We start from the raw sequence: 12,662 nt of genomic DNA, 5'->3' as shown, positions 1-12,662 counted from the left end.
TTAGCAATATGGATAAGCTGCGAGGGATGGAGACGTTTATTGCCGTGGTGGAGTGCGGCAGCTTTACCGGGGCGGCGTCGCGCCTGGGGCTGTCGGCGGTAATGGTCGGGAAATACATCGCCCATCTGGAAACCCAGCTGGCGACGCGTCTGCTGGAGCGTAACACCCGACGCCAGAGCCTCACCGACGCAGGGCGGGTCTATTTTGACGAAGCGAAACGGGTGATGGAGCAGGTCTCCATCGCCGAAAGCGCCGTTGAGCGGCTGCGGCTGGCGCCCGCCGGCACCCTGCGGGTGAGCGCGCCCACCTCGTTCGGCGCCAGCGTGATCGCGCCTCTGACCGCCACCTTTCTGCAGGCCTGGCCAGCGGTCCGGGTGGAACTGGATCTGACCAACCGGATGGTCGATCTGGTGGATGAAGGTTTCGATCTGGCGATCCGCATTGGCGAGATCCATCAGGAGGATCTGGTGGCCCGCTATCTGGCGCCCTATCGGATGGTGATCTGCGCCGCGCCGGCTTATCTGGCGCGTTACGGAACGCCAGGGACGCCGGAAGATCTCGCCGATCATCTCTGCCTGTCCCATACGGTCTGGACCGCGCGCAACGAGTGGCGGCTGCCGGGCATGGAGGGGGAAGTGCGCTGGAAGCGTGATGCGGTTTTGCGCTGCAACGATGGCTATGCGCTGCGCCATGCGGCGATCGCCGGGGCCGGGCTGCTGATGCAGCCGGAGGTGCTGCTGGCCGATGCGCTGGCCAGCGGCAGCCTGATGCGGGTGCTGGAGGCGTGGACCCCACAGCCGAGGCCTGTACATCTGCTCTGGCGTCAGGATCGCCGGCCCCTGCCGAAGCTGACGCAGTTTATCGCCCACCTTCAGCAGGGAATGGCCGACGCGCTGGCGACGACCCGCGCGTCGGAATAATCACTCCTCCCGTAGCGCCTGCTGCCAGTCGGCAATCAGATCGTGAGGATCTTCGATCCCGACCGACAGGCGAATCAGCTGCGGCGTGATGCCGTTCGCCAGGCGCTTCTCCAGCGGGATCGAGGCATGGGTCATGCTGAAGGGCTGGCTCACCAGGCTCTCCACGCCGCCCAGACTCTCCGCAAGGGTGAACCAGCGCAACTTGCTGATGATGCGTTCGGCGTAACCGTCATCGCCCTTCACCACGACGGAAATCATGCCGCCGGGCAGGGCCATTTGCTGGCGCGCCAGCTGATGGTGCGGGTGCGAGGCCAGCCAGGGGAACCAGACTCGCTCCACCTCCGGCTGCTGTTCCAGCCATTTGGCGAGCTGCAGCGCGTTCGCGCTGTGTCGCTCCATCCGCAGCGCCAGGGTGCGGATGCCGCGTAGCGTCAGGAAGCTGCTGAACGGGTCGAGTACACCGCCTACCGCATTCTGCAGGTAGCCAAGCTTTTCCGCGAGCTCAGCGTTATCGCCAACCACCGCCAGGCCGGCGACGACATCGGAATGGCCGTTGAGGTACTTGGTCGCGGAGTGGACCACAATATCAAACCCATGCTCCAGCGGGCGATGGATCGCCGGCGAGGCGAAAGTGTTATCGGCGACGCTGATCAGGTTATGGCGGCGCGCGATGGCGGCGATGGCGCTGAGATCCGCCAGCTTCAGCAGCGGGTTGGTGGGCGTCTCCACCCAGATCATGCGCGTATCGGGGCGGATCGCCGCTTCAATCCCCGCCAGGTCGTCGGGTTTCACCCAGCTCACCTGCAGACCAGCGCTACGGCGGCGAACGTTTTCCAGCAGGCGGTAAGTGCCGCCATACACATCATCGACCGCCACCAGGTGGCTGTCCTTATCCAGCAGCTCCAGCACGGTGGAGATGGCGGCCAGCCCGGAGGCGAACGCGTAGCCGCGCGTGCCGTTTTCCAGGTCGGCGATCGCCGTCTCCAGCGCGTGGCGGGTAGGGTTCCCGCTACGGGAATATTCATAGCCGGTATGCTGCCCCGGCGCCGGCTGAGCAAAAGTGGAGGTGGCGTAAATCGGCGGCATCACTGCGCCGTGGCTGTCGGTGAAGGTTCCGCTATGTACGCTCAGGGTGTGGATGGATGACATAAAAAATTCCTTATTGTGCGACTCGGTTACGCCAGGCGGTCAGTACATCGCTGCGGGTGACCAGGCCAAGAAAACGCGCGTTGTCAGCGATCACCGCCACCAGACCGCGATCGAGAATGGCCTGCAGTTCGCTCTCTGGCGCACGCTTATCGAGAGTTTCAACATGGCGGCTCATCGCTTCGCTAACCGGCAGAGAGAAGCGTTGGCGATCGCCCTTTACGTGGCGGATCAAATCCCACTCATCGACGATGCCGACCACGCGGCCATCCTCCAGCACCGGCAGCTGGGAGATGTCATACAGCCGCATGCGGGTAAATACTGCGGCCAGGGTGTCGTCCGGCGCGGCCGTGACGGTGGCGCCTTCGTCATGGCGCAGGGCGATAAAATCACTGAGATCGCCCTGTTCGGGGCGGGCGATCAGCCCCTGCTGGCGCATCCAGTCGTCGTTGAACATTTTTGACAGGTATTTATTGCCGCTGTCGCAGGCGAAGGTCACCACCCGCTTCGGACGGCTTTGCGCCCGGCAGTAGCGCAGCGCGGCGCTGAGCAGGGTGCCGGTGGAGGAGCCGGCCAGTACCCCCTCGACCTGCAGCAGCTGGCGCGCGGTGTGGAACGCTTCGCGGTCGCTGACGCGATAGGCGGTATGCACCCCTTCCAGCCTGGCCAGCGGCGGGATGAAATCTTCTCCAATCCCTTCGACCAGCCAGGATCCCGTTTCGCCGTAGCGTCCGGTATCAACCTGATCGGCAAGGATCGAGCCCGCCGGATCGGCGAGGATAAATTCCGTTTTCGGCGAATGTTCTGCAAACCAGGCCTGAAGCCCGCCCAGCGTGCCGCCGGAGCCAACGCCGACGACGATGGCGTCTATGTCGCCCTCCAGTTGCTGGAAAAGTTCCGGCGCGGTGGAGGTAGCGTGCGCCAGCGGATTAGCGTCGTTGTTAAACTGGTCGATGTAAAAAGCCCCCGGCGTTTCATCGGCAAGGCGGCGGGCATAATCCTGGTAGTAGGCCGGGTGGCCTTTATTGACGTCGGAGCGGGTGAGCAGCACCGTCGCGCCCAGCGCCCGCAGGTGAAAAATTTTCTCGCGGCTCATTTTGTCCGGCACCACCAGGATCAGGCGGTAATTTTTCTGCGCCGCAATCAGCGCCAGGCCGAGGCCGGTATTGCCGGCGGTGGCTTCGATAATTGTCCCGCCGGGCGCCAGTTTTCCCTGGCGCTCGGCTTCGTTAATCATCGACAGCGCAACCCGATCTTTAATTGAGCCGCCCGGATTCTGATTTTCCAGTTTTAAAAACAGACTGCAGGGGCCGGTATCCAGTTTGTGCAACTGGAGCAGGGGAGTATGACCGATCAGGTCGCTCACGGAATGAAACAGTGACATAACCATTTACCCACTCGTTTAAGATATTTTTGCATGGTAGGTCTGTGAAATCGGTTATTTAAAGAATATTTCTCTGTCATTTAGCGCAAAATGGAATATAAGATGCTATTCAGCCATCCGGAGGGAAAGCAGGGTAGCCGCCTGGGCGGATCGATTGCCAGAAAAGGGCGTTTTTAGCCGCTTTTGGCGACAAAAAGGCGATTTTAATCAGCGTGTTATATGATATCTGGCAATGTATTTGCGAAAAGATTCTATGGGGAACAGGCCTGCGCTTGCCGTTAAGTGGCAGCGGGCTGGCCAGGAGAAAAACGCAGCAGGGAAATCACGGCTTAACGGAGTTCGATGGAGAGTCCGGCTACAGAAAAGCAAAAACCCAGCCATAGGCTGGGTTCTTTAAATAGTGGTGCCCGGACTCGGACTAACGCCGCAGGCGTTGAACAGCGCGCGTGTCGCGCTGGCCCCGAAGGGGTGAGCCGCTGTGCGGCGAATAATCGAACGCAGTTCGATGGAGAGTCCGGCTACAGAAACGCAAAAACCCGCCTTGTGGGCGGGTTCTTTAAATAGTGGTGCCCGGACTCGGAATCGAACCAAGGACACGGGGATTTTCAATCCCCTGCTCTACCGACTGAGCTATCCGGGCAACGGGGCGCATTAAACCGTAATCGCCGCGCCTCGTCAACGAAATTTATCTGTTTTGCAGCAGACTGAACAATCTATCACCACATTGCGCTAAAAGCACGCGTCTTCAGGCAAAAAACAGCGTCCAGGCCGCTGAAATCGGCATCGCCAGCACCAGCGCAGGCAGCATATTCACCACGGCAAACATTTTTATTCCGCAGATGCGCAGCCCTGTGGCCACCAGCAGCATACCGCCGACGGCGCTGAAATCCGCCAGCATCATCGGCGTGGTGAGCGGCATAATGATCGCCGCGCAGGCCGCGAGGGTCAGCTGGATAAGCAGCATCGGCACGCTGATGGCGGCGACGGCAATGCCCAGGGTGCAGGCGAAAATGGTGGCGGTGAAAAAATCAAGAAACGCTTTGGCAATCAGAATGCTGGCGTCGCCGGTCATCCCTTCGCGCATGGCGCCGAAGACGCCGGTGCCGCTGGCGCAGAACAGGACGATAATCGCCACATAGCTCTGAATATAGGAGTCATGCGCCGAGGCCTTTTTCTTACCCTTCGATGACAGCAACTGCTGAAGCTGACTGACCAGCGTATTTATGCCTTTTTCCATATTGCATATTTCGCCGAGCAGCGTTCCCACCAGGGTCGACAGCACCATCACCGGCAGATTGGCGCATTTAACCACCAGTAAAATACCGATGCCTAATGACGCCAGGCCAAAAATTGAGGTCATGGATGTGCGGATCCGTTCCGGCAACCGCTGGCTGAGTAAGGCGCCTAACACGCCGCCGACCAGCACCGCGCTGGCATTAATAAAAGGTCCTGTAACCACGCTGACTCCTGTTAAATATCCCTGATAACCGATTGATTATGACGTTAACCCGCCGTGAAAGCTTGTGTATCCGTGATATAAGTGCATACGGTTTTCATCTTGCGCCTGTCAGGGAAAGGTGCCATGATTGCGCGAATTTTCTCCTCCCTGATATGAGGCCGCCGATGACGACACTGCCATTACCTCGCCAGCGACGCCGCGCACAGATGCGTGGGCTGCCTCATCTTGCTACGCTTACCCCTTCGTTCACCATGCGGTGAAGGACACGTATGCTCACTGTAGGGCAACAGTAAGATCGGACGCGTCTGCTTTTACTGATGTCCGGCGGTCGGAGCTGAATCCGTCAGACCCGGACACATCGTTGGGCAAGGTTTTCCTTGTCTGAGATTTTTACACTCCCGATACGGGCATTTGCGCTTATGAAATCCATGCACATTGCCGCCAGCTGCGAGCTGGTCACCCGCTTGTCCACCCACCGCCGCGTTGTGGCGCTGGACAGTACCGATTTTACCGATGTGGCGGCAGTCGTCATCACCGCGGCGGACAGTCGCAGCGGTATCCTTGCCCTCCTCAGGCGTAGCGGATTTAACCTGCCGGTCTACCTGCTGAGCGAGACGGCGGTCGATAAGCCGGAGGGGGTACAGGCGGTGATCGCCGGTAAAGATCAGGAGTGGCTCGAGCTGGAAGCGGCGGCCTGCGATTATGAAGCGCGTCTGCTGCCGCCGTTTTTCAATACGCTGACCCAGTACGTCGAAATGGATAACAGCACTTTTGCCTGTCCGGGACACCAGCACGGGGCCTTTTTCAAAAAGCATCCCGCAGGCCGTCAGTTCTATGACTTTTTTGGCGAAAACGTCTTTCGCGCCGATATGTGTAACGCCGATGTAAAATTAGGCGATCTGCTGATCCACGAAGGGTCGGCCAAGCATGCGCAGAAGTTCGCCGCGAAGGTCTTTAATGCGGATAAAACCTACTTCGTCCTTAACGGCACCTCGGCGGCCAACAAAGTTGTGACCAACGCGCTGTTGACCCGCGGCGATCTGGTGCTGTTCGATCGCAATAACCACAAGTCAAACCATCACGGGGCGCTGATTCAGGCGGGGGCGACGCCTGTCTATCTTGAAGCCGCGCGCAATCCGTTCGGCTTTATCGGCGGCATTGACGAGCGTTGCTTTGATGAGCGCTACCTGCGGGATCTCATCCGCGAAGCGGCGCCAGAGAAAGCCACGGCCGCTCGCCCGTTTCGCCTGGCGGTGATCCAGCTCGGGACCTATGACGGCACGGTCTATAACGCCCGCCAGGTGGTCGATAAAATCGGCCACCTCTGCGATTACATCCTGTTCGACTCGGCGTGGGTGGGCTATGAGCAGTTTATCCCGATGATGGCCGACTGTTCGCCGCTGCTGCTGGAGCTGACGCCGGACGATCCGGGCATTTTTGTCACCCAGTCCGTACACAAGCAGCAGGCCGGTTTCTCGCAGACGTCGCAGATCCATAAAAAGGATAACCATCTGCGCGGCCAGGCGCGCTTCTGTCCGCACAAGCGGCTGAATAACGCCTTTATGCTGCATGCCTCCACCAGCCCGTTTTATCCGCTGTTCGCCGCGCTGGACGTCAACGCCAAAATTCACGAAGGCGAGAGCGGCCGCCGCCTGTGGGCCGAATGCGTGGCGCTGGGCATCGAGGCGCGCAAAGCGATCATCGCCAACTGTAAGATGATTCAGCCCTTTATTCCGCCGATGTTGGCGGGGCGCCCGTGGCAGGATCACCCGACCGAAGCGATCGCCCGGGAGCGTCGTTTCTTCAGCTTCGAACCGGGCGCGCGCTGGCATGGTTTCGAGGGCTATGCCGACGACCAGTATTTTGTCGACCCGTGCAAGCTGTTGTTGACCACCCCTGGCATCGACGCGGAGAGCGGGGAGTACAGTGAGTTCGGCATCCCGGCGACCATTCTGGCGCATTACCTGCGGGAAAACGGCATCGTGCCGGAGAAGTGCGATCTCAACTCGATTCTGTTCCTGCTGACGCCGGCGGAAAGCGCCGATAAAATGGCGCAGCTGGTGGCGATGCTGGGGCAGTTTGAACAGCATATTGAAGCGGATACGCCGCTGGCCGATGTGTTGCCGACCATCTACAACAAATATCCGGTGCGCTATCGCGACTATACCCTGCGCGAGTTGTGCCAGGAGATGCACGATCTGTACGTCAGCTTTGACGTGAAGAGCCTGCAAAAAGAGATGTTCCGTAAACGGAGCTTCCCGCGGGTGGTGATGAATCCCCAGGATGCCAACCGCGAATTTATCCGCGGCGACGTGGAGCTGGTGCGTCTGAGCGAGGCGGAGGGCCGCGTCGCGGCGGAAGGGGCGCTGCCGTATCCGCCGGGGGTATTATGCGTGGTGCCCGGTGAGGTCTGGGGGGGCGCAGTGCTGCGCTATTTCCTCGCGCTGGAGGAGGGGGTCAATATGCTGCCGGGCTTCTCGCCGGAGCTGCAGGGAGTCTATAGCGAGACGGATCCGGACGGCATTAAGCGGCTGTATGGCTACGTGTTGAAGGGATAAAAAAACGCCCCGCCGAACAGGCGGGGCGTTTTACTTTTGCCGATCACGCGCTCTGCTGCGCGGCGGTCGGCTGTCTGACGTGTTTGTATTTGAACAGCGCCACGAAGGCAAAAGCCAGCGCCAGCGAATAGCCGGCGAAAATCAGCCACACGCTCTGCCAGTTAGTGATCCCTTCGACGGTAAAGTGCTCCACCACTTTGCCGCTCACCATGCCACCGAGAATACAGCCGAAGCCGTTGGTCATCATCAGGAACATCCCCTGGGCGCTGGCGCGGATTTCCGGGCGCACCTCTTTCTCAACGAACACTGAACCGGAGATGTTGAAGAAGTCGAAGGCGCAACCGTAGACGATCATCGACAGTACCAGCAGCACGGTGCCAAACGGCGTCGGGTCGCCAAAGGCGAACAGGCCGAAGCGCAGCATCCACGCCACGATACTCATCAGCATGACGTTCTTAATGCCGTAGCGGCTGAGGAAGAACGGGATGGTCAGGATAAACAGGGTCTCGGAGATCTGCGAGATCGACATCAGCACCGAGGCGTGTTCGACGATAAAGCTGCCGGCAAACAGCGGATCTTTATCGAAGCTGTGCAGGAAGGTATTACCGAACATGTTGGTGATTTGCAGCTCGGCGCCGAGCATCATCGAAAAGATAAAGAAGATGGCCATGCGCTTGTTTTTAAACAGCGCGAAAGCGTTAAGCCCCAGCATCTCCGTCCAGCTTTGATTACGCTGGGCGTTAGCCACCGGGATCGTCGGCAGCGTCAGGGTGAACAGCGCCAGCAATACCGACAACGTCGCACCGATGTACAACTGCATATGGCTCAGCTCAAAGCCGGAGAAGCTGACGCCCCACATGGCGAAGATAAAGCCGATAGTGCCCCAGATACGGATCGGCGGAAAATCGGTAACGATATCCAGCCCCGCCGACTGCAGGCGATAGTAAGAGATGGTGTTAATCAGCCCCAGCGTCGGCATATAGGCCAGCGAGTTGAGGAGGATCACGAGGAACATTTCGCCCGGCGTGGTGACCTGCGCCGCCAGATACAGCGTCAGCGCACCCACCAGGTGACAAACGGCATACACCCATTTGGCGCTAATCCACTTATCGGCGACGATGCCGAGCAGCGTCGGCATCAGCACCGCGGCGATACCGAGCGAGCTATAAACCGCGCCGATTGCTGCGCCGTCAAACTTCAGGGTGACAAACATGTATGAGCCAAGCGTGGTAAGCCAGCTCCCCCAAAGACAGAACTGCAGGAACGACAGTATTTTGAGCTGCAGCTTAAGATTCATGTAGTTATCCTCACGAATGTGGGCTTGTTATGTTTTTAAAATAACATTAAACCCGTTATTTTGATGCGATTCTATCATTCGCCAACCGAAGGCTTCTGTTAACTGCCGCAGAAAACCGAAAGATATTGCACCGTATGGCGCAGAAAAACGCGGCCTCAGCGCGGGGCTGAGGCCGGTGTCAGGAGGGGGGTTATTTACGGCGGTAGCTTTTCTGCGCCGTGTTAACTTTATACAGATAGCGGCGCGATTCCGCCGAAGGATGGCGGGTGGTCAGGGTCTGGTAGACGTCCCCTGGCGCCATGCTGTTGATGATATTGGCCGCCTGGACTTTATCGCTGGAGAAGACCCGCAGTACGCTGCCGGCGCCGCCGTTATAGGCGGTGATCACCGCGTAGCGACGCGAGGTGGGGTTATCGATGCCGGCGAGGTAGACATTGTTCAGCATCGCCAGGTAGGCGGTACCGGTGTCAATGTTATTCGCCGGGTCGAACAGATAGCTGCGGCTTGGCAGGCCCGATTTACCCTGGGAACGGAAGACGTCTCTGCCGGCGCTGTGCTGGACCACCTGCATCAGCCCCATGGCGTCGGCATGGCTGACCGCATAAGGGTTAAAGGAGGATTCGGTCTGCATAATCGCGAGGATCAGCGACTCATCAACCCCATACTTACGCGAAGCCTGACGCACCATGCCGAGGTATTTATGCGCACGTTTGTCGAGGTGGTTCGGCACCAGGTTGATGGTGATGCTGTAGACCACGCGCAGGCCGTTGTTGCGGCTCTTCAGGCGGGTTTGCAGCAGATAGTCGGCAAAGCGCGCGGCGCGCCACTCCCAGCGAATCGATGCCCCGGTGTTATCCACCACCTGGCCATAGAGGAACGGCTCTTTGGAGATCTGAATGTCATCGACATCGGAATAGAGGTCGATGGAGTTGGGGTCATCGCCCATCAGCAGGGTTTTGACGATCGCCTGGCGCAGTCGTCCGCGCGGATCGGTGCCGGCGATGGTCTCGACGGTGATCGTCCCTTCATCGAAGTTGATGTGGCTGCGGGTTTGATACTGGTCGGTGTATTTGACGTAGTCCTTCGGCCCGGCGAGCAGGACTTCGTTGTACCCCCAAATGTTCTCGATGTTGTGGGCAAACTGGCCCATCAGGATATCAAAACCGTTGGTATCCTTGACCCAGGCCTCGTTGTATTCGGCGCCTTTTTTATTGGAGCTGGAACACGAAACGAGCAACGGCGCAATCAGCGCGAGCGCTAAGTATTTTTTCATCATTCCGGGCGTGCGTGTTGTGTTTGTTTTTAAAAGGCCGCAGGGCCCTTACTGTTTTTCCGGCGGCGTATAGCCTTCGATGTGCACGTCTTTCCCTTCAAACAGGAACTGCACCATCTCCTGCTCCAGCAGCTTGCGGTGCTCCGGGTTCATCATGCTGAGCTTTTTCTCGTTGATCAGCATGGTCTGCTTGTGCTGCCACTGCGCCCAGGCTTCTTTGGAGATTTCGTTGTAAATGCGCTTCCCGAGTTCGCCCGGATACAGCTGAAAATCCTGGCCGTCCGCTTCACGCTGCAGGAAGGTACAAAAAATGGTTCTGCTCATAATCAATCCTCTTTGATAGCCGAAAATTTATACCGGCGTTCCGGCTTTTAACTGTTGCAACAAACGCTCCACGGGGGCCGCCAGACCGACCGACGGCGGCTGCGCTAAGTTATACCAGAGTGCGTTGCCTTCATCCATGCATGCGCCAGATGAGTGCACTGTAAGCCACATCGGCACAATATCCAGATGGAAATGGCTGAAAGTGTGGCGAAAAGCGGTGAGCTGCGTCAGATTATCGGCCTTAATCTGGCGCTGTGCCAGCCACTCGCGCAGGCCCGCTTCGTCGGCAAACTGCGGAAAACAGAACAATCCGCCCCACAGGCCCACCGGCGGACGCTGGGCGAGAAACACCTCGTCGCCGTGCTGCATCAGCAGGAAATAGCCGGTGCGTTCCGGAATGGTCTGCTTCGGTTTTTTGCCCGGATATTCTGCCCATGAATGATTGGCGTAGGCCACGCAGCCGTTGCTCAGCGGGCACAGTTCGCACTTCGGCTTCGAGCGGGTGCAGACCATCGCCCCGAGGTCCATCATCGCCTGGTTAAAGCGCTCCACGCCCTTCGCCGGCGTGACCGCTTCGCTGATCTCCCACAGCCGTTTTTCCACCTCTTTTTTCCCCGGCCAGCCGCTGACAGCATAGCAGCGGGCGAGCACGCGCTTCACGTTGCCGTCGAGAATCGGATAATGCTGACCGAGCGAAAGGGATAAAATGGCCCCCGCCGTTGAGCGCCCGACGCCGGGAAGCGCTGCCACTTCGTCAAAAGTTTGCGGGAATTCGCCGCCGTGCTGCGCCGCCACCTGCTGCGCCGCTTTGTGTAAGTTGCGCGCCCGCGCGTAGTAACCCAGTCCGGTCCACAGATGCAGCACCTCATCCAGCGGCGCGTTGGCGAGATCGACCACCGTGGGGAAACGCGCCATAAAGCGTTCAAAATACGGGATAACCGTGGTCACCTGGGTTTGTTGCAACATCACTTCGGAGAGCCATACTTTGTAGGGCGTCTTGGCGATTTGCCAGGGCAGGGTTTTACGCCCGTATTTGTCGTACCAGTCCAGGACCTGGGCTGAAAATTGCGTGGCGAGAAAAGTCAAAGCTACGGCTCCGGGATCGCGATTACAGGGTGGCAGATTGCAGCACAAGGCCGAGTGGCTGTAAACCCTTGCATCCGCCGGGTAACTTTGGATAATGCCCGTTTTCCGAACACTTTCACTAGCAGACCTAACTTTTATGAAAAACGACGTCATCTCTCCGGAATTTGATGAAAACGGCCGTCCGCTGCGCCGTATTCGTAGCTTCGTCCGTCGCCAGGGCCGCCTGACGAAAGGGCAGCAGCATGCGCTGGATAACATTTGGCCGGTGATGGGCGTTGAATTCAACGATGCGCCGCTCGATTTCGCCGCCCTGTTTGGCCGCGAAGCGCCGGTCACCCTCGAAATTGGCTTCGGGATGGGCGCCTCGCTGGTGGCGATGGCAAAAGCCAAACCGGAACAGAATTTCCTCGGCATCGAAGTACACTCCCCGGGCGTCGGCGCCTGTCTGGCCTCGGCCGAAGAAGAAGGTGTGCAAAACCTGCGCGTGATGTGTCACGATGCGGTGGAAGTGCTGCACACTATGATTCCGGATAACTCGCTGAATATGGTGCAGCTGTTTTTCCCTGACCCGTGGCACAAAGCGCGCCATAATAAACGTCGTATCGTGCAGCCGCCTTTCGCCGAGCTGGTGAAAAGTAAACTGAAGCTCGGCGGCGTCTTCCATATGGCGACCGACTGGGAAGCCTATGCCGTCCATATGCTGGAAGTGATGTCCTCGCTGGAAGGGTACCGTAACCAGTCGGCAAGCAACGATTACGTACCGCGCCCGGAATCGCGCCCGGTAACCAAATTTGAACAGCGTGGCCATCGTCTCGGCCACGGCGTATGGGACTTAATGTTCGAGAGGGTGAAATAATGGCCAAGAATCGTAGCCGTCGTCTGCGGAAAAAAATGCATATCGACGAGTTTCAGGAGTTAGGCTTCTCCGTCGCCTGGCGTTTCCCGGAAGGGACCAGCGAAGAACAGATCGACCAGACGGTCAACGATCTGATCGAAGAGGTGATTGAGCCGAACAAGCTGGCCTTTGACGGCAGCGGCTATCTCTCCTGGGAGGGGCTGATCTGCATGCAGGAGATCGGTAAATGTACCGAAGAGCATCAGGCTATCGTGCGCCAATGGCTGGAAGCGCGTAAGTTAGAGGATGTGCGCACCAGCGAACTTTTTGACGTCTGGTGGGACTAAGTTTGACAAGGGTCGGCAACTGCCGGCCCGTTT

The 12,662-nt window shown here is 58.7% G+C and carries 11 protein-coding genes and 1 tRNA gene; 4 read left to right on the top strand and 8 right to left on the bottom strand.

Translation table 11 applies throughout. The features are described from left to right. Positions 1-8 precede the first annotated feature (8 nt). A complete protein-coding gene (locus tag ACOI6Z_RS07775) occupies positions 9-920 on the top strand; it encodes a LysR family transcriptional regulator (RefSeq protein ID WP_064155321.1) in 912 nt (303 codons plus the stop codon). Here ACOI6Z_RS07775 and ACOI6Z_RS07770 read toward each other — a convergent pair whose 3' ends face one another. From ACOI6Z_RS07770 to ACOI6Z_RS07755, 4 genes are all read right to left on the bottom strand, one after another. Continuing rightward, entirely contained in the window at positions 921-2,069 is a 1,149-nt protein-coding gene (locus ACOI6Z_RS07770; RefSeq protein ID WP_064155320.1) for a trans-sulfuration enzyme family protein, read from the bottom strand. A gap of 10 nt (positions 2,070-2,079) precedes the next feature. Continuing rightward, positions 2,080-3,456: a pyridoxal-phosphate dependent enzyme gene (locus tag ACOI6Z_RS07765; protein WP_072421878.1), complete on the bottom strand. Its 1,377-nt coding sequence runs from the start codon at positions 3,454-3,456 to the stop codon at positions 2,080-2,082. A 558-nt stretch (positions 3,457-4,014) separates the two neighbouring features. Next, positions 4,015-4,090: transfer RNA gene (locus ACOI6Z_RS07760), tRNA-Phe, on the bottom strand. Between the two features lie 105 nt (positions 4,091-4,195). Continuing rightward, positions 4,196-4,909, bottom strand: a complete 714-nt coding sequence (locus ACOI6Z_RS07755) for a DUF554 domain-containing protein (protein ID WP_064155583.1) — start codon at positions 4,907-4,909, stop codon at positions 4,196-4,198. Positions 4,910-5,328: 419 nt separating this feature from the next. Here ACOI6Z_RS07755 and ACOI6Z_RS07750 point away from each other — a divergent pair, with 419 nt between their 5' ends. Next, a complete protein-coding gene (locus ACOI6Z_RS07750; RefSeq protein WP_065812822.1) occupies positions 5,329-7,467 on the top strand; it encodes an ornithine decarboxylase in 2,139 nt (712 codons plus the stop codon). 43 nt (positions 7,468-7,510) lie between these two features. Here ACOI6Z_RS07750 and ACOI6Z_RS07745 read toward each other — a convergent pair whose 3' ends face one another. The 4 genes from ACOI6Z_RS07745 to mutY form a co-directional block, all read right to left on the bottom strand. After that, positions 7,511-8,764, bottom strand: a complete 1,254-nt coding sequence (locus tag ACOI6Z_RS07745; RefSeq protein ID WP_023291005.1) for a nucleoside permease — start codon at positions 8,762-8,764, stop codon at positions 7,511-7,513. 190 nt (positions 8,765-8,954) lie between these two features. Beyond that, on the bottom strand, positions 8,955-10,037 hold the full coding sequence (gene mltC, locus ACOI6Z_RS07740) for a membrane-bound lytic murein transglycosylase MltC (RefSeq protein ID WP_002916629.1): 1,083 nt from the start codon (positions 10,035-10,037) through the stop codon (positions 8,955-8,957). Positions 10,038-10,085: 48 nt separating this feature from the next. Next, entirely contained in the window at positions 10,086-10,361 is a 276-nt protein-coding gene (locus ACOI6Z_RS07735) for an oxidative damage protection protein (protein WP_004105744.1), read from the bottom strand. A 27-nt stretch (positions 10,362-10,388) separates the two neighbouring features. Next, positions 10,389-11,447, bottom strand: a complete 1,059-nt coding sequence (gene mutY / locus ACOI6Z_RS07730; RefSeq protein WP_023291004.1) for an A/G-specific adenine glycosylase — start codon at positions 11,445-11,447, stop codon at positions 10,389-10,391. A gap of 136 nt (positions 11,448-11,583) precedes the next feature. On the opposite strand from mutY, the gene trmB reads away from it, so the two are divergent. Beyond that, positions 11,584-12,303, top strand: a complete 720-nt coding sequence (trmB, locus tag ACOI6Z_RS07725; RefSeq protein ID WP_004205192.1) for a tRNA (guanosine(46)-N7)-methyltransferase TrmB — start codon at positions 11,584-11,586, stop codon at positions 12,301-12,303. After that, positions 12,303-12,629 carry a YggL family protein gene (locus ACOI6Z_RS07720; protein ID WP_023291003.1) on the top strand — a complete coding sequence of 109 codons (327 nt, stop codon included), beginning with the start codon at positions 12,303-12,305 and terminating at the stop codon, positions 12,627-12,629. Before trmB ends, ACOI6Z_RS07720 begins: the two co-directional genes overlap by 1 nt. Positions 12,630-12,662 lie beyond the last annotated feature (33 nt).

This window comes from Klebsiella sp. C239 (assembly GCF_048822715.1).
GTDB lineage: Bacteria > Pseudomonadota > Gammaproteobacteria > Enterobacterales > Enterobacteriaceae > Klebsiella > Klebsiella quasipneumoniae.
Note: the sequence above shows the minus strand (reverse complement) of the source record. Positions and strands in the feature narration are given on the sequence as shown.

Bases quoted from the DNA above. Each gene is read 5' to 3' on its own strand.
- ACOI6Z_RS07775 (WP_064155321.1), top strand. From the start codon at position 9: ATGGATAAGCTGCGAGGGATGGAGACGTTTATTGCCGTGGTGGAGTGC.
- ACOI6Z_RS07770 (WP_064155320.1), bottom strand. From the start codon at position 2,069: ATGTCATCCATCCACACCCTGAGCGTACATAGCGGAACCTTCACCGAC.
- ACOI6Z_RS07765 (WP_072421878.1), bottom strand. From the start codon at position 3,456: ATGGTTATGTCACTGTTTCATTCCGTGAGCGACCTGATCGGTCATACT.
- ACOI6Z_RS07750 (WP_065812822.1), top strand. From the start codon at position 5,329: ATGAAATCCATGCACATTGCCGCCAGCTGCGAGCTGGTCACCCGCTTG.
- ACOI6Z_RS07745 (WP_023291005.1), bottom strand. From the start codon at position 8,764: ATGAATCTTAAGCTGCAGCTCAAAATACTGTCGTTCCTGCAGTTCTGT.
- mltC (WP_002916629.1), bottom strand. From the start codon at position 10,037: ATGAAAAAATACTTAGCGCTCGCGCTGATTGCGCCGTTGCTCGTTTCG.
- ACOI6Z_RS07735 (WP_004105744.1), bottom strand. From the start codon at position 10,361: ATGAGCAGAACCATTTTTTGTACCTTCCTGCAGCGTGAAGCGGACGGC.
- trmB (WP_004205192.1), top strand. From the start codon at position 11,584: ATGAAAAACGACGTCATCTCTCCGGAATTTGATGAAAACGGCCGTCCG.
- ACOI6Z_RS07720 (WP_023291003.1), top strand. From the start codon at position 12,303: ATGGCCAAGAATCGTAGCCGTCGTCTGCGGAAAAAAATGCATATCGAC.